This window comes from Virgibacillus sp. Bac332 (assembly GCF_003667785.1).
Lineage (GTDB): Bacteria > Bacillota > Bacilli > Bacillales > Amphibacillaceae > Virgibacillus > Virgibacillus salarius.
The window spans coordinates 2039868-2064371 of record NZ_CP033046.1; the positions used below are offsets into that span (position 1 = coordinate 2039868).

A 24504-nucleotide genomic window follows, 5' to 3' on the forward strand; every position below is an offset into this window, starting at 1 on the left:
AAACCCAGTCAAAAGCCTCAGTGATTACGAATCCGAATCATACTCTTCTCCATAAATCCCTTATATTTCCAATAGTGAAATAACTAACAATCTTATAATATTCACCGATATATGTAATGAGTATTTAGTAATGGTTCTTTAGTATGAATTTAAAAATAAACTTGTAAGGGAGGAAAAGAAATAGAGGATTATAAAAATAATTATATGTAAGCTGAAGATCCATATTTCTGTATTAATTGTGTATCAAATCCTATCTATCCAAGGTTTTAAAAGTAACTAATAGTCATTTGTAAATCATTCGATTTGCCAAATAGCATTATAATTTTACGAATAATAGCATATTCATTTTGGTTGGAAAAAGAGATTGATAAAACAAAATAGAACAGAAGAAAATCGTATTTTTAATTGTAGGCATAGATAATGATAACGTTAGTTTTCTATTCGTTGCAGCTACAAGCGTGGTAGATAGTGAAGAAATAGAGATTAAACCTGCATCAAATATTGGTGGGGTTTAAAAGGATGTGCAAGTATTAAACTTGATTACAAATGATGTCATTCGGTTTGGTTGCAATTAATCTTATACCATTATATAAACTGACAGGGGATACTAGCATGAAAAAACTACTCAAATTTAAAAGAATTAAAACAAAATTGTTATTCGGTTTTGGGTTACTTATAGCATTAGCATTTATAGTAGGAACGGTAAGCTATATTGCTATTGAAAAGTTAAATAATAATACAAAGCAAATTGTTGAAAAGGACGTTCCATACCTAATTATTAATGAAAATTTTTCTTATAATATGTCACAGAGTGCATCAATGGTTCGTGGCTATTTCCTATATAATGATAAGGAGATAAAGAAACAATTAGAGGCTAATTTGGAAAAAGGTAAAGAAATAGAGAAAGAAATGTTGACTTTAAGTGATTCAGAAAATATTAAATCCATTATAGACAAAAAAGCTAAATGGACAGATATGGTAACTAATTCAATCACCGAATATGAATCGGGTAATCGTGATAAGGCTGTTGAGATATTATTGGAAGCTAAGTCACTTTCCAATGAAATAATGGATAGTAATGAAAAATTATCTTCAAGAAGTCAAAATGATGTCAATAAACAAGGAAAACAAATTATATTGTATGGTGATTCAACAGTGTTCTTTATTTTAATCATATCAGGTTTAGTTTTAATAATTGGTATTATTATAGCTTTAATAACTGCAAAGTCTCTTACTAATCCAATCTTAATAATTATGAAACGAATGAATGATTTGGCAAAAGGCGATTTAAGTCAAGAACCGTTGAAAACCAACAACAAAGATGAGGTTGCGCAACTTGTTAAAGCAACGAATATAATGAGTGATAATAATCGGAATCTATTAAATAGAATTTCTGAAGTATCCGAATCTGTTTCAAGTCAAAGCGAAGAGCTAACGCAGGCAGCCAGTGAGGTTAAAGCAGGAGCAGACCAAGTTGCAATAACAATGGAAGAGCTTGCAACTGGGGCAGAAACACAGGCGAATAGTGCCAGTGAGTTAGCATCCATTATGGGAACGTTCACTAACAGAGCTGAAGAAGCAAATGAAAGTGGAGAACGTATTCACGAGAATTCAGGAAAAGTATTAGAGCTGACAACAAAAGGAAGTCAACTAATGAATGCTTCAACTGAGCAAATGATTAAAATTGATCGGATTGTAAAAGATGCAGTAGAAAAGATGCAAAATTTGGATAACCAATCGCAAGAAATCTCAAAACTTGTTTCGGTGATTAAAGATGTTGCAGAGCAAACAAATCTATTGGCTTTAAATGCTGCCATTGAAGCTGCAAGAGCGGGTGAGCATGGTAAGGGCTTTGCAGTTGTGGCAGATGAAGTAAGAAAGCTGGCGGAGCAGGTTGCTCTATCCGTAAATGATATTACGACAATTGTAACCACCATACAAACTGAATCCAGTGTTGTAGCTGACTCATTAAGAGATGGATATTCAGAGGTAGAACAAGGAACATCTCAAATAGAAACCACAGGTAAAACGTTTAATAATATAAGTTCTGCAGTTACAGATATGGTTCAAAGTATTCAGGCTGTATCTGAACACTTATCTGAAATTGCGGCTAATAGTCAAGAAATGAATGGTTCTATAGAGGAAATAGCCTCAGTTTCTGAAGAAGCTGCAGCGGGTGTAGAACAAACATCAGCATCAGCACAGCAATCAAGTGGATCCATGGAAGAAGTAGCAGGAAGCTCTGAGCATCTTGCTAAATTGGCTGAGGAATTAAATGAATTGGTAGGGCGGTTTAAGTTGTAATGTTACAAATCAATTTTGTATAAGTAGCAGAGTGGTCATTAATGTTTTGAATAAAGGTAAAAATGTATAACATGTTTAACAACCGATATTTCATATTGGAATTCAATTTATAGTTGTGAAATGTTACTTAGAAATAATATTTCCCCCCATAATATGATAAGAGAATAAGCTTTTCTATTAAATTGGACATGCATTCAATAGAAAACTATATAAATTAGATTTCTCCTTTTCGGTCAAGCAATATTATTCATTAACATACTCATTCACCTGAATTCACTGAAAGAATGAGGAAATTATAAAAGGATTTACGGGCTAAACTAGGTTCTATAGCATTTGAAATGAATAAGGCAGAAAAGAATGTTGAATTATAGTGAGAAGCTATTAAAGTTAATGATAGATAGTTAATGGCATTTGTTAAATTTGAAAAGTTTAATTCAATGTTAGAGTTGAGGAAGCAAATAATAATATGCAATTTTTTGCTTCATAGAATGACATACTTTACTATTCAATATTTGCGTTTTCAGAGAGTAGCGGACATGATAGCCTATTGTGAGCGGCTTATTGGAGAAGTGCCTTGAAGATAGATCGTGTCCGTAATGGGCTCTATGACAAATGATTTTAATAATGACAATGACCCCGTTTTTCGTGAAAATAATCTTTTCCGATTTTCGGGTCTTTTTCATACCTCTTGTTCATTGCTGACTTTACTCTTTTCTGGGGCTCCTTTTTTATAATTATATTTTTTATCCCTCTTTTCAAAAATAGAAATAGAATTGTCTTCACTGGCTGTTGTTTCTCTATTTTGGGACTAATTCGTCTGTAAAGTGTGAATTTGATAGGTCAATTTTTTTAACCTTGTAATGCGATGTACTATTGTGTTACGATGTAAATATAATTCGTTTGAAAGTGAGGTGTCGTTTATGGACAAAGAGATAATGAAGGGTAGTATTGATATTTTATTTTTATCTCTATTAAATAAAAGGGACATGTATGGTTATGAAATAGTAAAAACATTAAAAGAAAATAGTAATGAACTATACAACATGAGTGAAGGGACGTTATATCCCGCTTTGAAGCGATTAGAAAACAAAGAATGGCTCCAATCTTATTGGGGCAGTTCAGAGAATGGCGGGAGAAGGAAGTACTATAGGATCACACAAGATGGGAAGAAAGAGTTAGATAAGAAATTAAAGGAATGGAATCAAATAAGTAATTTAATTAAAGTATGTTCGGAGGGGATCGCATGGATAAAAAAATCGAAAATTATATTGATAAAGTTGTGAATCAATTACATTGTGACGAGGAAGAAAAGAGAGAAATAATTGATGAAATGAGAGATCATTTACATTTATTAAAAAATGAATATATAGATCAAGGTTTTACTAAGGAAGAATCAACAAAAAAGGCGTTAGAGAGTTTTGGAGAACAAAAACAATTAACGAAAGGTTTACAGGAGTCACTGTTTCCATTCTATAAAGCAACTAAGATAGGAACATGGATTTTATTTGGTCTTTACTCATTTATTATTCTATTTAAGTTACTCTTTCAACGTATCATTTTCCGAATCAACGATTACTACGTAACTGGAGGTACATTTAACAGATATGTTTTTACTCCAATGAATTCAGAAGGCTATGTTGAATTTATAAAGGTCAATTCGAATTTCATTCCGTTTAAAAATACCATCGAATACATATCTGGAGCTGACCGTTTTAATATGGATATCATCATCAATAACACATTAGGAAACATTTTAATTTTTCTGCCACTGGGAATTTTTCTTCCTTTATTAATTAAAAAATACAGTAGATTTACTAGGGTAATTGTTGCTTCAACCGTTATTAGTTTTTCAATTGAAACTTTGCAGCTGGCTTTAAAAATTGGGCAATTCGATATTGATGATGTCATTTTGAATACAATTGGCAGTATCATTGGTTTTCTGATTTTAAAGATAGCCAAAAGTGTCATCACTTTTCCAAAGGGAAGTTTCGTTCGAAGAACAACAAATTGATTCGCTTAACATTCCATACAAAGTGCAATAGATTTTTTAAAAGGTTTGTAGAAATATCGAGAATTAGGGGAATAGTGATTATGAAAATTTTATTGAAAGTAGGATTAACAGTTGTATTATGCTGTTATTTGTTCATTCTTTCAAAACTAATTCTATTCAAACACCTTGCCATTCCAGACATTATGAGCCATTTTACATTTAATTTTGATGGCTATTACTGGAATAACCACAATTTTATTCCATTTAAGACGATTACGTATTATTTGTTCTTGGCGAATGATATAAACATCAACATACGGGTTGAAAATCTAACTGGAAATATTATTGGGTTTATGCCATTCGGATTTATTCTTCCACTGTTATCAAGCAAGTTCCATAGGTTTAAAAAGATTACAATTGCAGCTCTTTCTTTAAGTTTAACATTCGAACTAATTCAACTTATTTTCGGCTTTGGTAGTTTTGATGTTGATGATGTTATTTTGAATACACTCGGAGGAATATTAGGGTATCTACCCATTAGCATATACACTAACCGCAGGCAGGGACAACAAAAGAGTGTAATGGATTAAATGAAGAAATTTATGGTAAGTTGCACGGCTTATGGGAAACCCAACCGTGCTTGTTGAAGTGTATGTAATACTTAGGTGTAGAGTGGTACAGCATGTACATCGGTTGATTTCACAGCTTACAGGCAAATTATTAGTGAAATGAGGCAAGCATTTTGAAAATGGACGTTCATCAATTAGCAGAGTATCTCGCAGACAATCCTTTTCAAGTAGAAGGAATATATCGTTATGCTAAAAACCCAGGTGTACCTGACGCTGATTATACAGACTCTTTTCCTGGATTTGTCTTTCCACTTGCAGGGAGGACACAATTTCAATTTAATGGTACACCTTATATCCTTTCCCCAGGGAAAATTATCCATGGGGGTGCAAAAATGGAACTGGCTCAAAAAATGTTTGGTGACACAAACTGGGAATATATTCTAGTTCTATATCGGATAGGTAACTCAAAACTAGAAGACACTAGCTTTTCTCAACAGCATTTTGAATTATCAACAGGGCAATCCCCTCGACTTGTCGAATTACTTATGCGCCTGTGGCAAGTATATAATCAGCGTGGAGGCATTTCAATGTTTCAGACCGAAATGCTGTTTCGCGAAGCACTGAATGAAGCCTTATTATCTGTTATTAATAGGCAAAATAGCTGTGAATCACATACTTTATTCGAACGGGTATCTAATTATATTCATGAAAACTATTATCAAAGCCTTACAATAGCATCGCTTGAAGAACAATATAACGTTAATCGAAATCGACTTTCTTACGTATTTAGAAGACATGCAGGGATGGGACCGGCAGAATATCTATTAAACTATCGAATAAAGATGGCACAAAAAATGTTATTTACAAGAAATGTGTCTATACAACAAATTGCACAAGCTGTTGGAATCACTGACCCCTTCTATTTTAGTAGAGTGTTCAAGAAGCAAGTTGGCATTTCTCCTACTAAATATCGCGAGAAGTTCATCAATAATCCATGCTAATTTCAACTAGCATCCATTCTTAACTGAAAATGAATGTACTATACTAATGGAAATCCACAGGCAACATGGTATAGGGGGAAATTAATATGCAAAAAATGAAAGGACTTCTGTTCTTAATAATATTAGTAGGCATACTAGCTGGTTGTAATAAAACGCCTACTGAAAATAATAATGGATCAGTCTCAGAAGTTGAATCTGAAACAGAAGTTAATATAGATGAAACGGAATGGCCGAGAACGTTTAAGGATGCATCTGGTAAAGAAATTATGATGGAGAAGAAACCTGAAAAATTGGCCACGCTATGGTATTTTTATCCTGAAATATTAGTTGCACTAGGTGAACCACCTACTGCTTCTACAGAAAAAGAATATCTATCTTCTCTATCTTATTTAAAAGGAAAGCTGGATTCAACTGAAGAATTAGGAGATAAACTGTCCCCTAATATTGAAAAGATTCTATCTACTGAGCCTGATTATATTATAGCCACAGAACATCATAAAGAGATACATGACTCTTTAGAAAAAATTGCGCCTGTCATTACACTAAACTCCAATGACATCTATGAAGATTGGCAATACGGTCTTCGTACAGTAGCCGAGATTATTGGAAAGGAAGACGAAGCGGAAAAAGTAATCGATCATATGATGAAAGCGATTGAAACGGGTCGTGAAGCATTAAAGGCAATTGAAGGAGAGTCAGTAGCATTTATAGTATCTTGGGATGGAAAAACGTTTAATGTTCTAGGTGAAGAAAACTCTGTCTATACACTAGCGTTTGATAAAAGTAGGGGGCTGGGGCTTACACCAGATAAGACATTTAAAGGTACTAATAATGAGTTTATTACGTTTGAAGGAATTTCAACGATTCAAGCAGATCATATTTTCCTTATAGGCGACATTACAAAAGAGGATAAATTGATGAACGAATTAGAACAAAGTAATGTATGGAACAACCTGAATGCTGTGAAGAAAAGCAATGTCTATTTAATGGATACTTCCGCTATTACTGGTGGTCCATTGGCTATCGAATATGCGTTACAAAATATAATAAATTCTTTACGTTAGTTCTAAAAGGTGGAGATAAAAGTTATTGAAATCACTCAGTTGTAACAACCGAACGACAAGGTTTGGCCTGAGCATCTTCTTTTTAAACGTAAAGAGCTTTACTAATGCATACTATTTTTTTACTCATTACTGTAACGGTATAGTGGAAGTCAAAATAAGGAGGGATTATTATCCATTACCAACCTATAAAACTAAAGGACGAGTTATCTAAAATTAACGATTATTGGTCCCCACAAGTTATTGGTGAAATGAATGACGATCAAATTGAGCTTGTTAAAATTGATGGAGATTTTATATGGCACGAGCATCCTGATACAGATAAGCTATTTATCGTGCTTGAAGGGGAGATGTTCATCGATTTTCGTGATGGGGAAGTAAAAATTTCTAAAGGCGAGATGTGTATTGTCCCAGGAGGCGTCGAGCATAAGCCTTTCGCCGAAAAGGAATCACACATCATGCTGGTGGAGCCTAAAAGGAAAATAGACTGATAATAAGCATCTAATGTCTGTTGGCAGTTAAAATAAGCGTCGAGTACTTACGTAATTCAGAATTGCGTGAGCACTTGACGCTTTTTAATAAAAAACCCTTTGTTTCGCTAAATGATGGCATACTTAAATTACTCCAATAAGAGCTTGATTACCCAGAGTACGCTTATTCCAATCTCCTAAACGCTTCTTTCTACTATTATGTAAAAAAGCAGCGGTGACGAAATAATAGGTACTCAACTCAATTATGATGCAATATAATATCCATTCTAATCCGGGGCTGGATCCAAGTGATCCAGTTTCTTTTCATAGACTAGGAAATGATGAAATTTGGCCTATATAATTATGGGCGTATTGGGCCGCGTCCAGCTCCAGCACCCAGAAACAAGGCGACTTCACGACCCCCTACGAAAAGTCATCATCGGCTCACAAGCACACCGTAATTTCGTTGTCTCCGTTGACTCGCTCTGTTTCTAATCGGGTGCTTACTTTTGTTATTCCCTAATACCCCCTCAATCCTTATCAATAGTGTTTTGGGCAGTATCCACCCATTCCAATTGCAGTCCTCACTATATCAATCTGCACGATTTTTTCAATTTATACGCAGTGTAATTCCCAACTGTAACATCATCCTAAAACTTCTACATTTAACATAATAATCTTTCTTCTTTCGTTTTCTAAGTGAAAACTTAGTACACTGACTTTAGGTTAACAATAGGGGGAATCTCTGATTAAGGAGAGATGTAGGACGATTTAGTCTGGGAAGGATCTTTTATAGTTTCCTATATCGAGACATCATTTTAATCGTAAAAGTATAATTGTCGTAAAAGTACATTGACAATCATAGTAATATGATGTATATTATAATTATAAGGAAGTGGGGCGATGATCAACGATACAACTGCCAATACACTGAAGTTAGAAGTATTGTAGGTATGGTATAGGAGGTGTGAATATGGTAAATAAGAAAGTTTCCTCGGATCTACTAAGAGGACATACCGATACAATAATTTTGAACCTGTTGATGACTGGAGATAAATATGGGTATAAAATAACCAAATTAATAGTAGAGAACTCAGCTGGGGAATATGAATTAAAAGAGGCTACCATGTATTCAAGTCTGAAAAGGCTTGAAAAAGATGGCCATATCGTGTCCTACTGGGGAGATGAGACCTCTGGTGGAAGAAGGAAATATTATAAAATTACAGAAAAAGGGAAAGACACGTATATCGAAAATATAAAGAACTGGGAGAACACTAAACGGATTTTAGATCAATTATTAGAGAAAGGTGGATATGGAAATGAATGAAAAGTTAAGTAAATATCTGGATAATGAGTTTTCACCTTATGTGGAGACAAACTCAGTTAAGGAATTAAAAGAAGAAATAATGAATAATTTGCAAGAGAAATTAAATGATTTAAGAGAACAGGGACATGATGATGAAACTGCTTTTAGCATGACGATAAAATCTATTGGGAATATATCCGAAATGTTGGATTCTAATGCAGAAAAGCAAACTATGCTCCAGCAGCAGGAAAAGGAAATGGATTTCACTAAAATGGATCTTCGTGAAGCTGATTTTAAAGGGGTAAGTTTAAAAAAAGCAGAGTTTAGCAAAAGCGATCTAAGAGATGCCGATTTTACTGAAGCCGATTTATCTTATAGCTCATTTATCGTTTGTGATTTAAGGAATGTAATATTCGATGGTGCAAATCTTACAGGAGCTAAATTATCAAAGTCGGATTTATCCAAGACAAGTTTTAAACATGCCAAGTTGAATAATACAGATTTAAGCTATTCTGATTTATCGGGTGTTCCATTCGAAAATCAAATTTTCAATGGCACGAATTTTTATAGTTCGGGATTAAAGGGTACGAATTTTAAAAATGCTGTATTTAAAAATGCTTCGTTCAAGTATGCATACGCTTGTAACAAAGCGAATTTTGATGGTGCAACAATGGATAAGGTAACATATGCAGTACTGAAGAAGAATAAAGCAGATTTGACCAATGTTACAGTAATTTAAACTAAATAAAGCATTATTAGTTGGAACGGAGTTCATTAGACCTCGTTCCTTTTCTAATGGTTGGGGATCATAAAGTGGTTACCTTATTGTTATAAACTTATCGTTGGTCTTTCATCTAGTTTTTTCTGTTAAAAAGTTGGTATAGTCTAAAGAAGAAAGAGGGAGGAAAAAGAAGAGAGTGAGCAATAGTACTTATTTAGATTCAATCCTAAAATCAATATCAATCCAAGTTGAATTTAATTGAAATGAGAAGTGTAAGGATAGATCTAGATCATAAGTAATTTTAAAATATGATAAAATAAAAAAACATAACGAAGATTGTTAAATAGTGATAACCAGATACTTCAGTAATAGGATTTAATATGTGACGGGGGTTAAATAATGGAAGCCATTGAATTAGTAGAGTTGAACAAAATAAACCAAATTCAATAGGTTACAAAAACAAAAATGAATGGCTTTCGGGAAAGTTTTAGGTAGGTTAATTTAAGAAGAGCATCTTTTTTGATAAATTAAATGTAGTCACGAGGAAGAATAATGAGAAGAAAGGTAGTATTTCAATGAAACGCAAATTCTTATTAGGCATGTTAACAGTAGTTTTAGTAATATTGACTGCTTGTGGAACCTCATCTGACGAGTCTACATTGGAAAATCAGTCACCAAATAAAAACTCTAGTCAAAATACAAATGACGATTCTGCAAGTGCAGCTTCGACAGATAATGACACAAATACCAACAATACGAACACAGATACTGGAAGTAATGGTACCGATGAAAAGGGAGATACGACAAACAATGTACCAGCAAAAGATACAGCTAGTTTGAAGGATCAGTACCTTAAGAAATTAAATGATACGAAGAATGAAGTGGAGGAGATGCGAAAAAATCCGATAGACGATACAACATATGCGTTGAAAAAAGTTGAAGGAGATGCATACGATATTTGGGATGAATTGTTAAATGAAATTTATGGAGCCCTAAAGGAGCAACTACCTAAAGAAGAGATGGATCAACTAAGGAAGGAACAGCGTGAATGGATAGCGTACCGAGATCATACTGCAAAAGAGGCATCGCTAAAATATAAAGGTGGCACGATGGAACAGTTAGAATATGTAACGGTCCAGAACAATCTTACCGAAGAAAAGTGTTTTGAATTAGTTGAAGACTATATGAAATAACCCTTCATTATTACCGTGAAGGGGAATACGTTGAAAATTATGATAATTTAAAAAATATTGTTTATTATAAAATAAATAGTTAATACTATTTATACAGAACATTAAAATGATTGAAAGAATAAAATGATATACCATAGAAAGGTTCTCAAAAATATGTAATGTGTCTGTTAAAATATTACGGTATTATGATGAAATTGACTTATTAAAGCCTTCGTAAATAGAAGTTGAAACGAATTATCGTTATTATGATTATGACAAAATTGAAGCAATTAAAATAATCTTGTTTTTAAAGCGTCTACATATTGATCGACTGTCAGTAAATGTCCTCAAAAAAAGTTATATGGAGCAATTGAAAAGAAGTTTGCCGGTTGTTGTTATGCTAACCTAGTAGTAATTTGCTAGAAGGAGGATAATTATGATAAAAAAGGCGATTCAACTGACATTGTTCGTCCATGATTTAAAAGAAGCGAAAGATTTTTACGTGAACAAGTTAGGATTTGTAGTACGGGAAGAAGAGGAGTTCGAACCAGGGTGGCGTTATCTTGCTGTTTCCCCTGAGAATGGTAACGAAACCATGATTGAACTAGCTGAAGCTAAAACTCCTAAACAAGAACAATTGATAGGCAAACAAGGCGGCGATACGGTCATGCTAATGTTTGAATCCGATCATATTGAAAGAGATGTTAGTGATTTGCAGGAGCGAGGAGTAGTTTTTCAAGGAGAGATACAAGGGGTACCAGGAGGTAAAGGGGTAGTATTTAAAGATTTATATGGGAATAATCTTGATTTATTCGAACCTAGAAAAGAATAACAAATAGACCTTTACCTTTAGTGAAAATTTGAGCTCCCCTTAATTGTTACTAAAAAACAACGAATATATCCTTGTTTACTTAGTTCAGATTAGAGACGCAAAGCCCTCTCAGCGAAAAACGAAACTAGTTAATCCTGGGGGGCTTTTTCTAATTAGACGGCGTGATTTTTTGCTGAAGAATCTTTATGTAAAGCTACTATTAAAATCATGATAATGATACAAGCTGTACCAACCCATTGGTAAATGCCAAAGGGTTGTTTTAACCAGAAAACAGTTGTTAAAACAGCTGCTAGGGGTTCAATACTACCTATAAGACTCGTTTCTTTAGGTGACAGGCTCTGTAAACTTTCTATATAAAACCAAAATGCAATCATCGTTCCGAAAATGATAACGAAGACTATATATAAATATGCTTCTAGCGTTAAGCTGCTATTGTTAAGTTCCCAAGGTGGGTGGATAAAGCTTAATGCAGTACCTCCGATAATCATAGCCCAGCCAACAATGACAAGCGAATCGTATTGCTTTAGCAAAGGAATGGCATACAACGTATAAAATGCTAAAGCTATCCCAGATAAAACACCCCAAACGATTGCTAGTAACGGTACAGATAGTTGTGAGAATGAGCCATTGGTTAATAAGAAGAAGCATCCAACGAAAGCTAGCAAAATAGTTAACACATCTTTTTTTGTTAGAACAGATTGTCTGCTTAAAATGAGATAAAGAATAATCATTACTGGTGCTAAATATTGTAATAGTGTTGCTACCGCAGCATTGCCATGTTCAATCGAAGCCATATATGTGTACTGAACAGCAAGCATACCAAGTAACCCGAAAATAAGTAAATGAATAGCGATCCTTCTGTTTTTCCAAACAGCAATTATTTGGGAACGGTCTTTTTCAAAAAATTGAACTGCTAATAGTAATAAACCAGCCAGTAGTAACCTGGTCGCAACAAGCCAATCTACATCAATAGAGAATTCTTGAAATAGCTTTTTTGCAACTGTGCCACCAATCCCCCAAAACGTTGCTCCCGTTATTACAAGAAACATTCCTTTCCCTCTATTCATGATGAATTCTCCACCTTTATGATAAAAATAGTGTTATCATATGGATAATAATAAGAGGAGAATTCTTGGAATAATACGTAAATCGAATCAAAAAGTATAATTATATTGAGGTTTTGCTATGCAAATAAAAAATTTTATCGTTGACCAAAATTTAAAAGAATTAACGGAACATCGCACGGTTGTATTACCGCTTGCATGTTACGAAACGATGATTACTAAAAACATACATGGCTTTATACCACTGCACTGGCATGATGAAATTCAATTTGTTCTCATTATAAAAGGAGAAGCAATCTTCCAAGTTAATGAAGAAAAAATAACTGTTCGAGAGGGCGAGGGACTGTTTATAAATAGTGGGTGTTTGCACATGGCAACAGATGAAAATGATTCGGGCTGTATTTATATTTGTTTAAATGTATCTCCACATTTTATTTTATCTCAAGAGCTTTATACAACCCATGTAAGTCCGTATACGCAAGCCACTAATTTGCCTTACCTTAACTTGGATACAGAGGAAGTTTGGGAGAAAAATATTTTAGCTGCTATTGTAAACATCAATCAACTGATACAACAAAAGCCCTCATGTTATGAAATCGATATTAGCATGCAGCTAACGATAATTTGGAAAAATTTAATCATAAATGGTTTTGATTTAGAGTACGAACAGGTAGAAAAGCTAAAGAGTCATCGAATGAAGCAAATGTTAAATTGGATACACACACATTATGCGGAAAAAATTCTTTTAGACGATATTGCACGTGCTGGTCAATTGAGTCGATCCGAATGTTGTAGATATTTCAAACGAATTTTAACGAAAACACCATTGAATTATGTAACCGATTATCGAATTCAAAAAAGCTTAATTTTACTACAACAAATAGAATTCAATGTCACGGATGTTGCCTATGAAGTAGGCTTTAATAGCACAAGCTATTTCATTGCTCAGTTTCGCAGATCGATGAACATGACACCATTAGCATATAAAAAATATAAAAATAGCTATTAATGACCGCGAGTGTTGAAGAACATTGATATCTTGTGTGAACGGCACTATATACCTTTTAGCAAAAATGATTGATTATCATCTTAATCTAGTATCTGAAAATGTTAATACGTGGAGGTATTTGTTATGAAAATAGCAGCAATTTATGATATTCACGGTAATAACGTTGCATTAGGAGCTGTCTTAACTGAAGTGGCAAATGAAAAGGCTGAAAAAGTTATAGTTGGTGGGGACTTAGTCTGGGGACCGCAGCCTAGAGAAGTCATGGAAACTTTAATGAGATATAAGGATACATTTTTATTTATAATGGGTAATGCAGATAGAGAGGTAGCGCATCGATATAGCATAGAAGATGGCTGTCAGGATTTTGTAGCAGAAATAAATTACTGGTGTGCAGATCAATTAACAAGGGAGCACTTGAGTTTTTTGAAAGAATTGCCTGAGAGACAACGGATGGCTATTAACGGGTTAGGCGATGTATTGTTTGTACACGGTTCTCCAAGGAATGACGAAGAAGCAATAAGAGCTGATACCGATGAACGAGAAATTAATGAGATGGTAAAGGATACTGAAGCGAATATTATAGTATGCGGCCATACGCATATTCAGTTTGACAGATTAGTAGCTGGTAGGCGAATAGTCAATGCTGGTAGTGTTGGTCTACAGAGTAAAGCTAAGGGGGCTTGTTGGCTATTTATTCATGATGATGAAATAGAACATAAGGAAACGCAGTATGACATAGAAAAAGCTGTGAAGGAAATACTCCAAGGTACCTGTCCATATAAAGAAGATTTTGCTGAACATATACGAAACCCTCCAAATATTGGTCCATAATTCAATAAGTTATTACTTTTAATTCATCTAAAATACTCAAGATGTAACTTCTCCTTATTAAAATTACAGAGGCAGAAGAGAAAAAATTCTTAACACCACTATAGAAAATGGGGAGTTTAGAAGAGATGATTAAAAAATTATTAACCTAAAGATAATCCAGTTAAAATATTTTGAATTTATGGTAAAATGTATATTTTTATTTCAAAAAGGAGCAATAATTGATATGGCAAAAACTTCAGGCTGTTTTACCATCGTTTTTAATAAAAAGGGTTACATATTGTTAGTGAAGAGAAAGGATTATCCTGTCTGGGATTTACCTGGGGGAATGTTAGAAAAAGATGAACACTTAGAGAATTGTGCTATACGAGAAGCTAAAGAGGAAACGGGGTATATCATTTCGATTAAACGAAAAATAGGAGAATATTATCAACCTCAATTTGATGATTTACAACACATATTTTTAGGGGAATTGCTAGGTGGTACGCTAATTAAAAATGGTCCTGAAACAGATAAAGTGGATTGGTTTCATCCAAAAAAATTACCTATGTTTATGATTCCCAATAGAAGAAAGCAAATTAAAAATTTTCTTAGACATAAAAATACAGTAATAAAAGATTCAATAACCGTTTCTCGATTTAAAATTTCACTATTTAAAGTGTTTTTTAAGGTGTTTGGTTAAGTTTCTGCAATTCTTAAATAAGCATGTGGATGAACGTATTAATTTTACTATTAAAATAAATTGTTTTTATTGTAAGATGCTGAAGGATGTATAAAATATATTTTATTAAAAGAGTAATTGAAGTTTACATGCTAAATATGAGATTTGCATATATACAGTGGCCGTGAAATGCTGTTGGGTGGAATATTGAGGAGAGGTTAAATTGTACCGTTGATCAAAGTAGAAATATAATTTCCTATTGTGTTTATGAATATGAAATGTAATAATAAGTTAAATATAAAAGCAATGATGAGAAGAGTAAATCATTTTTATTCCGTTACAGAGAGCTTCGTTGGCTGAAAAGAAGCATGGAATTATTTGATTGAATATGGTCTCTGAGCTGCATAGTTGAACGTTCTATTGAGCGTAAGGCTATGACGAGATTTGGCACTCGTTATAAATGTCAGGGTATAAGAACTTTATCGTTCCGTACTTATTGAGGCTAATCATGTGAGTGGTTAGCAAATTAAGGTGGTAACACGAGAATAATCTCGTCCTTAGACAGTTGTTTTGTCTTTGGACGAGGTTTTTTATTTTCAAGAGATGAAAATAGTAAGGGAGGAAATAAGATGAATGTATTTATCGGAGGAGCATGGCCTTATGCCAATGGTTCACTACATTTAGGCCACATATCTAGTTTATTATCAGGTGACGTTTTAGCCCGGTATTATAGAATGAAAGGAGAAAATGTTCTTTATGTATCAGGAAGTGATTGCAATGGAACTCCAATTACGATTAGAGCAAAGCAAGAAGATGTAACACCTAAGGAGATTGCTGATAGGTATCATAAAGAGTTTTGTGCGTGTTTTGAAAAGTTGGGTTTTACTTATGATTGCTATACAAGGACAGATAGTGCCCATCATCATAGAATTGTGCAAAATATATTTTTGCAGCTATTTGATAATGGAAAAATCTATAAAAAGGAAATTGAACAGGCGTATTGCAATAGGTGTGAACAATTTTTACCCGACCGGTTTGTCGAAGGAACTTGTCCACAATGTGGACAGGATGCTCGTGGTGACCAATGTGACCACTGCTCAAAAATATTAGAACCACTAGACCTTATAAATAAGAAATGTAAGATTTGTGGTGATTCTCCAACTACGAAACAGACAGAACATTTCTATTTTAAGTTAAGTGCATTCCAAAAAGAACTACAGCAGTACGTAACTAATGCGAAAGTGAAGAACTTATGGAGAGAAAATGCGATTCAATTATCGGAAAGATATTTAATGGAAGGATTGCCCGATCGAGGAGTTTCAAGAGATTTACCAATAGGTGTTCCAGTTCCAGTAAAGGGATATGAGGAGAAGAAGATTTATGTATGGATCGAAGCTGTTTCCGGATATTATGCAGCCAGTAAAAAAAGTTTATAAAATTTTATGTTGTATTTAACTTTAATTCGATTTATTCGATTAATTTTATCAATACAAATATTCTGAATAATGATTTATGATATAAGTAGTAGGAGAAAGGAGGGTTACATATGAAAAAAATAGCTGAATTTGTACTAGAAGGCGATGCGAAAAATGGTTCTTGCTAACTATTTTGGCAGAGAAAATGGGCACACCAAATTTATGTGGTGTGCTCATTTTATAAGGAGGACAAATGAGTTGAAGAATATATATCCAATGATCAAATCTAGTGTAGGTGTTTTTAAAGAAAAAAATACTAAAAGAATTCACTTTGTTTTTTATTCTACTTCTTGTCATAAAGTTTTTGAAATCGAGAATGAATGTATTTTGAAATCTATATTATTAATGGATGGGACTAAGCCACTTTTGGATATTTTTTTAAAGATTAATCTCAATTTTCAGCAATTTACATATAAAGAATTAGAGGAGTGTACAGAACTGTTATTAAAAGAAGGAATTATCGAAAATACCAATGATCCAATAAGAGAACAGTTTACTACTGAAGAATTAGAAAGATATTCAAGGCAAGTGGACTTATGGAGTGATTACTGTGATTTAAGTTCTCCTTGGGAATTACAAAAGAATATAAAGGAATCTACTGTAGCAATTATTGGAATTGGAGGCATAGGTAGTTGGATGGCTACTTCACTAGTAATGGCCGGAATTGGAAATATTAAATTAGTAGACTATGATCGAGTAGAGCGACATAATATAACAAGACAATTACTTTACACTACTGAAGATATAGGTAGAGAAAAAATAAAAGTTATGGAGATGAAGTTAAGAAGTATTAATCCAAACGTAAACATATTCCCTGCTCATATGGAGATAGATGAAGGTACAGATTTGTCCCATATAGTAGAAAGTTGTGATTTGGTAATTAATTGTGCAGACAATCCAGATATTAATACTACAGCTCAATGGGTATCAAAGGTGTGTTTAAAGTATAAAGTACCCCATATAGTTGGGGGCGGTTATATAGGCCATTTGGGATTAATTGGTCCCACAATTATTCCAGGAAGAACTAAATGTTGGGATTGTTACCAAATTAATTATAAAAAAAGGAGGAAAGAAGGTAAATTATTAACTAATTTATTTCCAGATAGAAAGAGACATACTGGTGCAACAGCGTCCATTTCTTCTATAGTAGCCAATTTTCAAGTTTGGGATGCAATACGTCTTCTAGGAAGAATTGGGGATCCAAATATTATAAATAAAACTGGAGAAATAGATTTAAATAATTTATCCATACGTTGGAATAACTTAAGTGAAGATGATCTATGTGAGGTTTGTTCAGAGTACTATATATAAAAAATGGGAGGAAATTAAAATGGCAGATGGTATTATGGATTTTGATATTGTAGAAAGTAATCCAACGATCTATCAAATTTTGAGAGACTATCCTTTTGAGTTTTTGTATGACTTTCTTAAAAAAGGAATGAGTTACGAGAAAAATACGAAAATGGCAGAAAGATGGAGAAAATACAATAAAGAAATGGTAGAAATAATGAGAGTATTAAAAAGGGACTCAACAGATTGTGAAATAGAAGAATTTTCTAACCGTTGGACAGATTATTTGTTCTACCGAAATTTAGATATAAATCTTATTTCAATGTATGCTACACAACAAGACTTCCTTGAAAAACATGTTAGGTTTAAAGGCCTGCATAATTTAGATCATAGCTTAAAAAAAGGGAACCCTCCTGTATTAGTATCTTTGCATATGAATGCTTACCAAGCGATCGTTCCGTTACTTGCAGCCAAAGGTTATAGATTAAGTTATTTTATGGATAAACAAACTTTGAATGTATGGAATAGGATAGGTGAATCCTTTTTAGGTGAAGTAATGAATAAACTATCACCAATTGGATTACCACAAAACTCAGCAATTAAACAAGCTCTAAGAAATTTAAAAGAAGGTAAACCTTTGCTTATGTTTCCCGATTTCACTCTAGGAGATATGCCAAATGTTGAGACTAAATTCTTAGGATATGATGTTTTTGTACCCATTGGACCAGCAAAGATTGCTACTTTACTTGAAAGTCCTATTATTCCAATCATATTAGAAAAAAGTAATAGATATCAATATACATTAAGAATTGAAGAACCACTTTTTGAACCAACAGATGTTAAAAATGTTGAGGAAATATCAATATCTATTTTTAAATGGATTGAGAAAGAAGTAAAACAGTGTCCGGAAAATTGGTGGTGTTGGTATATTTTCCGAGATAAGATACTTAAAACTAAGCAAGAGGTATGAGGCAAATAAAAGGGAAGTGACTATATGATAAAGGTTTTGAAAAACATAGAGTTTGTGAAATTATTAATTGGTAGACTTTTCTCCAATGCAGGTGACAGCTTATATGCCATAGCTTCTATGTGGTTAGTACAAGAACTAACTCACTCTACTTTTTATACTGGCTTAGTTGGTTTTTTAACATTATTTCCTCAAGCTTTAACTTTTTTGATAGGGCCCTTGGTTGACAAACTAAATTTAAAAAAAATCCTTGTTTATACTCAATTATTTCAATCTATATTAATTTCAATTATCCCTATTGCTTATTATGGAGATTTTTTGAGCGTTACTCTAGTGCTAATTATCATGCCAGTTGTTTCATTTACAAATCAATTTTTTTACCCTACACAAAATGTAGTTTTACCATATATGGTATCGAAAGATAACTTAGTACATGCTAATTCATTGTTCACTTTTACTTATCAGGGTACGGATCTTACCTTAAAAGCAGTAGGGGGGGTCCTTATTGGAATGTTTGGTGCTATTTCTATTTACATAATAGATTCAATTGCATTTTTAATTACCGCATTATTACTGTTAACTATTAAAATTCCAGAGAGGTCAATTCAGAAATCTGCTAAAAGTAGTTTTAAAGTAGAAGTAAAACATTATTTTTTATTATTAAAAGAAGGCTTTGCTTTTGTTATAAAATCTGTATTAATATGGCTCTTTGTAATATCATCCTTAGGAAATCTGATTATCGGGATGGTATTTGCTATTTTACCTTCATTTGCTGATAGATTTTCTGGTCCAGAAACTTATGGATTTATTTTAGCTTCTATGTCTTCAGGACTATTAATAGGTGCTTTAGCTGCATCTTGGCTATCTAAATACCCAATGGGATTACTTACAGTTTTTTTGTTTTTTATTGGTGGCACTTCTTGGATTATATCTGGTTTCATAAAAGATAGTGTATTAGTAATTATATTATTTGGTATAGCTTGGGTTCCTATGGGGGCTACAAATATATTACTTTTTACTTTTATTCAAAGTAACGTTCCAGAGTTGATGATTGGAAGGGTGGTTTCTTTAATAACAAGTATAAGTATGTCTTTAATGCCCCTAGGAGCTTTTTTGGGAGGGATTATTGGTGAAATTCAAAGCAGTCAATTCGTTTATACTATTAGTGGAACAAGCCTACTAATAATATCTTTATATTGTTTATTTCATCCAACAATAAGAAAAATACCAAAGATAAGCAATATTCAGCCTGAAAGATATGGATTAAATAACGTATTAAAAGAGAATGGGTAGAGTATGATTATTATTTTAATATCTGAATCAATTTCATAATTGCTGTTTTTAAAAATGCATAGAGTTGTTCCTTGATGATTTTCAAGTTTTTTTAATAAAGATCAATTTTATTTATGCAGCTTTTAGCGTCTTATGTTTCATTTCTAGTCTAATCCGATCCGCGGCTAATCTCGAGGCATTATAAACAAGCGTCACTAAATGGAAGTGAAGCCTTGATTTTTTCCCGGTTCGGTGACGGACATTATTCAGTCCAAAGAATTCTTTCAAATAGGCATTAACACGTTCGACAGCGGTACGTTCTTTGTATAGTTCATCCCATTTTTTCGATCCCCTTGCGGGATTGGTGTACTTTCGGATATCTGTAGATTGTCTGATTTTAAAGGTCTTTTGACAAAGTGAGTCGTGTTACAATGGGCACGTTGCACATTCCTTCGGACGTGTATATTTCAATGTCTTGTATTTTGGATCGAAGCTGTCGTAGCGATAGGAATGCTCTAGGACACAAGTCGGTGCGAAGTACTCGTCATAACCAACCGTCTCTCCTTCGTTACGTCGGTTATATGGAATGACAGCTTGTAGATCCTGATCGATTAATTGTTGATAGATTGGTTCATAATCGTAACCGGCATCGAAAAGGCCAGCAGTAAATAAAGACGGAAGATCGCGATTAATTTTCTTTAATAAAGGGATGGCTGCCTTTCCATCATTGAGGCTACCGGACGTCATCATCCCCGCAAGAATGTACTGGCTTTTTATGCTAACGGCTAAGTGACCTTTGTAGCCAAACTAGAAGATGTTTTTTCCATCACTGTTTTTCTTGACTCCCCATTTTGGTTCGATGGGGGCTTCATTCAACAACACTTCCACTGATTCAGAAAGCTGATGAACAATTTCTTTTTCATAAATCGGACGCGCTTCTTCCCGGCCTGTTTTTCTTTGAGCCATTGTTCACGCTCAGCTTTTGGTTTGCGTCCGCGCTTTTTCGGTGTTGTCCTTTCTTTCTTATCGGATGTATGAGCGCGATCTCTTGCCTCGAAATGAGTAGCGTCAATAGCGATGTTTTCTTCGCCGATATGCCCTTCATCGATGGCAAGAAAAATAAGCTCATCATGGATATGTTCCATCTCATCTGATTCACTGATGATAGTAACCATTCTTGAATAAGAAGCTTCAGATGGAATTTGGTCAGAGTGAAGAAATCCACAGTCATATCGAAAAATAGGATCACGTTTTAAACGCCTAATCAGGTCTTTGATTGTTACAATTCGCTCCACCACACGAGCGATTAATGAGTAGATCATGGCACCGTAATTCAGTTCTCTTGGGGCACCAACTTTATTAGGTTTATCAAATAAATTCAAGATAGGATCCAAATTGATTGTTGAAAAAACAGCTTCAAAATGATGGGTAGGTTCCATCTCATATAATTCGTGTATGTCAAACAAGCTTTGTTGTCGTATAATAGACATAGGGGCATCTCACCTCTCTGTTTATGTTTGTGTGGTAACTAACATTATACAGGGTTTGGGGAGGTGCTCTAATTTTTATGTCTTTAAAGTCTTGAGCCCCAAGGGCTCTATATTATGAAATTAACTCATCTACTTAATATTAACTTTAATAGGTGTTGAGATGTTATCTGGATAGTCAGCTTCATTTTGCTGTGTTATATATACTAGATTATTTTTAGGAAGATATATAATACTTTGTGTAAATATTATAAATAACATTAGGGAAAATATATACTTATTAATTAAATTCATGATTAAACTCCTTCCCAATTTCTAAAGCTAATTTATAGTAGTAGACTGCTTTTTTATAAAATCCTTTACTCTCAAAAATAGTAGCAGCCATTTTTAAATAAAATTTGTAGTCATCACGATCTCCATTTTTATTAAAAAATGGGATCGCTTTTTTTAATAAAAATGTAAGATTGTCTTCACTATAGAATCCGTTTTCACTGTTGATAATCAATGTTTTAAACTTTATTATATATTCTTCATTTCTTGATTTAATTGCCATATCATAAGCCATTTTAATATCTTTAGTAATTTCCATACCTAAATGTTTATAGCGTATTAAGTATAGTAAATATATAGTGTTTATAGAACTATAGTTTTTTCCTTTAATATTTAAACATCTATTCAAATAACTCACCGCTGTATTCCAATTTTTCTCTTTATACTCTAGGTAACCAAGATTATGAAGTATCCTTGCTTCATTTTTTTTATCACCCTGATTAAGTACTTCTTTTAATGAAATATTAAGGTATTCTTTAGCTAAAGTCATTTCTTTTACAAGCATATAATTGATTCCAAGTAATATATGGCAATTCATTATTTTTATTAGATCTAATTGTTCAATATATATTGCTTTTGCTTTATTTAACATTTCTATAGATCTGCAATAACATTCCATTTTACTCGATGCAATTGCAAAGAAATAGTAGAAGTCACCATCAGGTTGATACTGTTCCACATTTTTTACAGCTAATTCGAATAGTTCCATGCTTGCCGGTATCTTATTTTGCTTTAATAGAAGAATTGCCTTGTTTTTATAATAATGATAAGAATGTTTAGTTATAATAATGTCTAAGTTGTTTTCTATTTCTATTAATAATTTATTTGCCTTATATAAGTCCTTTCTTAATATGGTTAAATCAAGCAACTGATTGAGTAAAAATATGTTTTTTTGATCTTGGTTAAGAGCAAAATACTGATCAATGATTTGTTTATAGGAAATAATGGCTGATTCGGAGTTCTTATTAGTAATAGCATTAAAGTAAGTAATTAATAATTCATCTATGTATGGGTCTTTGCTTTTTTCTAATTTTTCATAAGGTATCTTTAGTTTTTTGCAAAGTAGTAATAGAATTTCTTTACTTGCAGTAATGCTATTATTTTCAACCTTACTAAGGTATGGAATAGAACATATGCCTAGACATACTTCTTCTTGAGTTAGATTAAGTCGCTTACGTTTATTTTTTATATATAGTCCTATACTCATATTACTATCCCCTTCAAATTGATCAGGTATAATGGCTTATATACATATTCTATAATGGTAGCCTAAATTCCTTCTTAATTGGAATAAAAATTTTAATATTACGAAGCAAGATAGAACCTCTTGATAAATAGATGGGTGTTTTATAAGCTAAAGTCTTTCGATCTCCGAGTCTTTTTTTATGTCAAGCTTTTTTACTATCGGTTTTAGGTAGGTTGGAAGTAGAAAAACCGCAAAATTAATCAAAACATACGGATTTCTTTTTGATATTTTAATAAAGAAAGGAGGAACATGCTATCAAATATGAGGATGTCATTAATCAAACGATTACCTATATTGAAGAACATTTGCATGAATTGTTAACAATGGAAGATATTGCGGATTGGGCAGGCTTTTCTAAATATCATTTTCATCGAATTTTTCAAACAACTGTTGGTATGACGATAACGGAATATATTCGAATGCGAAGATTAGCAAATGCATCAGTGGATCTGTTATACACAGACGAACGGATTCTAGATATCGCACTTTATTATCATTTTGAATCATAGGAGGCTTTTTCTAGGGTCTTTAAAAAGGCTTATCATTTGCCTCCTGGGAAGTATCGAAAATTAATGTCGGATGTACTGAAAAATAAGGAGGAATCTTATATGGATAATCAAGTGAAAGGTTGGTTTTTAAGTGGGTCGGACCCGTTTAATTATGAGATGGGAATGGATCGGGAGGTCGTACATTGTGGAAAATCATCAGGCTATTTAAAAGCTAAAACGGTGATTGATTCTTCAAACTTTGCTACGATGATGCAGCAATTCAAAGCAGATAAATTTATCGGAAAACGAATGAGACTATCTTGTTTTTTAAAAACAAAAGATGTAGACACTTTTTCTGGTATGTGGATGAGAGTAGATAATGCTTTTGATGATGTTTTACAGTTTGATAATATGAGTAATCGCCCTATCAAAGGGACTACGCAATGGAACCGATATACGATTGTTTTGGATGTTCCTTCTGAAAGCTCGGTCATATCATTTGGAGTTATATTAACGGGTCAAGGCATTATATGGGCAGACCAATTTCGTTTTGAAGAAGTGGATAAAAATGTGGCAACAACTAATTTGGAAATACAAACAGAATTATTGGATGAGCCAGTAAACCTATCATTCGAGGAGGAAATTAGTTAAAGCGGATGTTTTTTCTAATCGAATTCTTGGGTTCTAAACTTGACAAAAATGTGTATCAATTATAAACTATTGGAAATTTCATAAAAGGAAACACGATGATAGGGAGTATTAAGGATTATTATTGTTAAGAGAGCTGCCGGTTGGTGTAAGGTAGTCAATATAACCCCAACTCGCCCTGGAGTGGTAAGGCTGATATGTAGGTCTTAACGGTTAACTCAGTAATTGGTTAATGAAGTGGATTTGTTTTGTAAATGAATCAAAAAGAGTGGTACCACGAAAGTAAAGCCTGTCGTCTCTTATGGGATGATGG

The 24504-nt window shown here is 33.3% G+C and carries 20 protein-coding genes, 3 pseudogenes and 2 other annotated features; of the genes and pseudogenes, 20 read left to right on the forward strand and 3 right to left on the reverse strand.

All coding sequences use genetic code 11. The annotated features are described in order from the left end of the window. Positions 1-612 precede the first annotated feature (612 nt). From D9782_RS09780 to D9782_RS09835, 12 genes are all read left to right on the forward strand, one after another. Positions 613-2304, forward strand: a complete 1692-nt coding sequence (locus tag D9782_RS09780; RefSeq protein ID WP_121604651.1) for a methyl-accepting chemotaxis protein — start codon at positions 613-615, stop codon at positions 2302-2304. A gap of 920 nt (positions 2305-3224) precedes the next feature. After that, positions 3225-3587, forward strand: a complete 363-nt coding sequence (locus D9782_RS09785) for a PadR family transcriptional regulator (RefSeq protein ID WP_121604652.1) — start codon at positions 3225-3227, stop codon at positions 3585-3587. Further along, positions 3548-4315, forward strand: coding sequence for a VanZ family protein (locus tag D9782_RS09790; protein WP_121604653.1), 768 nt, complete (start codon positions 3548-3550; stop codon positions 4313-4315). The genes D9782_RS09785 and D9782_RS09790 overlap by 40 nt, the downstream gene beginning before the upstream one ends. Before the next feature lie 80 nt (positions 4316-4395). Further along, positions 4396-4884 (forward strand): VanZ family protein, encoded by a 489-nt coding sequence (locus tag D9782_RS09795; protein ID WP_121604654.1) that lies wholly within the window; start codon positions 4396-4398, stop codon positions 4882-4884. Positions 4885-5036: 152 nt separating this feature from the next. Continuing rightward, a complete protein-coding gene (locus D9782_RS09800; protein ID WP_121604655.1) occupies positions 5037-5864 on the forward strand; it encodes a helix-turn-helix transcriptional regulator in 828 nt (275 codons plus the stop codon). 86 nt (positions 5865-5950) lie between these two features. Further along, a complete protein-coding gene (locus D9782_RS09805; RefSeq protein WP_121604656.1) occupies positions 5951-6928 on the forward strand; it encodes an iron-siderophore ABC transporter substrate-binding protein in 978 nt (325 codons plus the stop codon). Between the two features lie 170 nt (positions 6929-7098). Beyond that, the gene (locus D9782_RS09810; RefSeq protein WP_121604657.1) at positions 7099-7416 is read left to right on the forward strand and encodes a cupin domain-containing protein; all 318 of its coding nucleotides are present in this window, start codon (positions 7099-7101) and stop codon (positions 7414-7416) included. A 952-nt stretch (positions 7417-8368) separates the two neighbouring features. Further along, positions 8369-8722: a PadR family transcriptional regulator gene (locus D9782_RS09815; protein ID WP_121604658.1), complete on the forward strand. Its 354-nt coding sequence runs from the start codon at positions 8369-8371 to the stop codon at positions 8720-8722. Next, positions 8715-9440 carry a pentapeptide repeat-containing protein gene (locus D9782_RS09820; protein WP_121604659.1) on the forward strand — a complete coding sequence of 242 codons (726 nt, stop codon included), beginning with the start codon at positions 8715-8717 and terminating at the stop codon, positions 9438-9440. Before D9782_RS09815 ends, D9782_RS09820 begins: the two co-directional genes overlap by 8 nt. 557 nt (positions 9441-9997) lie before the next feature. Beyond that, entirely contained in the window at positions 9998-10615 is a 618-nt protein-coding gene (locus D9782_RS09825) for a lysozyme inhibitor LprI family protein (protein ID WP_121604660.1), read from the forward strand. A 160-nt stretch (positions 10616-10775) separates the two neighbouring features. Continuing rightward, positions 10776-10832: a hypothetical protein gene (locus D9782_RS23880; RefSeq protein WP_305847194.1), complete on the forward strand. Its 57-nt coding sequence runs from the start codon at positions 10776-10778 to the stop codon at positions 10830-10832. Between the two features lie 198 nt (positions 10833-11030). Beyond that, entirely contained in the window at positions 11031-11426 is a 396-nt protein-coding gene (locus D9782_RS09835; RefSeq protein WP_026682809.1) for a VOC family protein, read from the forward strand. Positions 11427-11578: 152 nt separating this feature from the next. Here D9782_RS09835 and D9782_RS09840 read toward each other — a convergent pair whose 3' ends face one another. Then, complete coding sequence (locus D9782_RS09840) at positions 11579-12493, reverse strand: DMT family transporter (protein WP_121604661.1); 915 nt, start codon at positions 12491-12493, stop codon at positions 11579-11581. Positions 12494-12611: 118 nt separating this feature from the next. On the opposite strand from D9782_RS09840, the gene D9782_RS09845 reads away from it, so the two are divergent. From D9782_RS09845 to D9782_RS09875, 7 genes and pseudogenes are all read left to right on the forward strand, one after another. Further along, complete coding sequence (locus D9782_RS09845) at positions 12612-13499, forward strand: AraC family transcriptional regulator (RefSeq protein WP_121604662.1); 888 nt, start codon at positions 12612-12614, stop codon at positions 13497-13499. 123 nt (positions 13500-13622) lie between these two features. Then, on the forward strand, positions 13623-14330 hold the full coding sequence (locus D9782_RS09850; protein ID WP_121604663.1) for a metallophosphoesterase family protein: 708 nt from the start codon (positions 13623-13625) through the stop codon (positions 14328-14330). A gap of 178 nt (positions 14331-14508) precedes the next feature. After that, the gene (locus D9782_RS09855; protein ID WP_371413995.1) at positions 14509-15009 is read left to right on the forward strand and encodes an NUDIX hydrolase; all 501 of its coding nucleotides are present in this window, start codon (positions 14509-14511) and stop codon (positions 15007-15009) included. A 276-nt stretch (positions 15010-15285) separates the two neighbouring features. Then, positions 15286-15550 (forward strand) — a binding site (T-box leader). A 67-nt stretch (positions 15551-15617) separates the two neighbouring features. After that, positions 15618-16412 (forward strand): annotated as a pseudogene (locus D9782_RS09860) (methionine--tRNA ligase); the annotation flags it as partial. Between the two features lie 249 nt (positions 16413-16661). Next, positions 16662-17774 carry a HesA/MoeB/ThiF family protein gene (locus D9782_RS09865; RefSeq protein WP_162986368.1) on the forward strand — a complete coding sequence of 371 codons (1113 nt, stop codon included), beginning with the start codon at positions 16662-16664 and terminating at the stop codon, positions 17772-17774. A gap of 19 nt (positions 17775-17793) precedes the next feature. Next, positions 17794-18723: a lysophospholipid acyltransferase family protein gene (locus D9782_RS09870; protein ID WP_162986369.1), complete on the forward strand. Its 930-nt coding sequence runs from the start codon at positions 17794-17796 to the stop codon at positions 18721-18723. Positions 18724-18747: 24 nt separating this feature from the next. Next, positions 18748-20013: an MFS transporter gene (locus tag D9782_RS09875; protein ID WP_121604668.1), complete on the forward strand. Its 1266-nt coding sequence runs from the start codon at positions 18748-18750 to the stop codon at positions 20011-20013. A gap of 111 nt (positions 20014-20124) precedes the next feature. Here D9782_RS09875 and D9782_RS09880 read toward each other — a convergent pair. Continuing rightward, positions 20125-21482, reverse strand: a pseudogene (locus D9782_RS09880) (transposase). Between the two features lie 277 nt (positions 21483-21759). Then, positions 21760-23016 (reverse strand): tetratricopeptide repeat protein, encoded by a 1257-nt coding sequence (locus tag D9782_RS09885; protein WP_026679732.1) that lies wholly within the window; start codon positions 23014-23016, stop codon positions 21760-21762. 293 nt (positions 23017-23309) lie between these two features. Between D9782_RS09885 and D9782_RS09890 the strand changes: the two are divergent. Beyond that, a pseudogene (locus D9782_RS09890) lies at positions 23310-24194 on the forward strand (helix-turn-helix transcriptional regulator). An 86-nt stretch (positions 24195-24280) separates the two neighbouring features. Further along, positions 24281-24494: a binding site (T-box leader), on the forward strand. The last annotated feature ends 10 nt before the right edge of the window (positions 24495-24504 follow it).

What these genes read in the sequence shown, in the direction of transcription:
- D9782_RS09780 (WP_121604651.1), top strand. Translation starts at nt 613, where the DNA reads ATGAAAAAACTACTCAAATTTAAAAGAATTAAAACAAAATTGTTATTC.
- D9782_RS09785 (WP_121604652.1), top strand. Translation starts at nt 3,225, where the DNA reads ATGGACAAAGAGATAATGAAGGGTAGTATTGATATTTTATTTTTATCT.
- D9782_RS09875 (WP_121604668.1), top strand. Translation starts at nt 18,748, where the DNA reads ATGATAAAGGTTTTGAAAAACATAGAGTTTGTGAAATTATTAATTGGT.
- D9782_RS09855 (WP_371413995.1), top strand. Translation starts at nt 14,509, where the DNA reads ATGGTAAAATGTATATTTTTATTTCAAAAAGGAGCAATAATTGATATG.
- D9782_RS09850 (WP_121604663.1), top strand. Translation starts at nt 13,623, where the DNA reads ATGAAAATAGCAGCAATTTATGATATTCACGGTAATAACGTTGCATTA.
- D9782_RS09825 (WP_121604660.1), top strand. Translation starts at nt 9,998, where the DNA reads ATGAAACGCAAATTCTTATTAGGCATGTTAACAGTAGTTTTAGTAATA.
- D9782_RS09790 (WP_121604653.1), top strand. Translation starts at nt 3,548, where the DNA reads ATGGATAAAAAAATCGAAAATTATATTGATAAAGTTGTGAATCAATTA.
- D9782_RS09845 (WP_121604662.1), top strand. Translation starts at nt 12,612, where the DNA reads ATGCAAATAAAAAATTTTATCGTTGACCAAAATTTAAAAGAATTAACG.
- D9782_RS09820 (WP_121604659.1), top strand. Translation starts at nt 8,715, where the DNA reads ATGAATGAAAAGTTAAGTAAATATCTGGATAATGAGTTTTCACCTTAT.
- D9782_RS09815 (WP_121604658.1), top strand. Translation starts at nt 8,369, where the DNA reads ATGGTAAATAAGAAAGTTTCCTCGGATCTACTAAGAGGACATACCGAT.
- D9782_RS09885 (WP_026679732.1), bottom strand. Translation starts at nt 23,016, where the DNA reads ATGAGTATAGGACTATATATAAAAAATAAACGTAAGCGACTTAATCTA.
- D9782_RS09870 (WP_162986369.1), top strand. Translation starts at nt 17,794, where the DNA reads ATGGCAGATGGTATTATGGATTTTGATATTGTAGAAAGTAATCCAACG.
- D9782_RS09840 (WP_121604661.1), bottom strand. Translation starts at nt 12,493, where the DNA reads ATGAATAGAGGGAAAGGAATGTTTCTTGTAATAACGGGAGCAACGTTT.
- D9782_RS09795 (WP_121604654.1), top strand. Translation starts at nt 4,396, where the DNA reads ATGAAAATTTTATTGAAAGTAGGATTAACAGTTGTATTATGCTGTTAT.
- D9782_RS09835 (WP_026682809.1), top strand. Translation starts at nt 11,031, where the DNA reads ATGATAAAAAAGGCGATTCAACTGACATTGTTCGTCCATGATTTAAAA.
- D9782_RS09805 (WP_121604656.1), top strand. Translation starts at nt 5,951, where the DNA reads ATGCAAAAAATGAAAGGACTTCTGTTCTTAATAATATTAGTAGGCATA.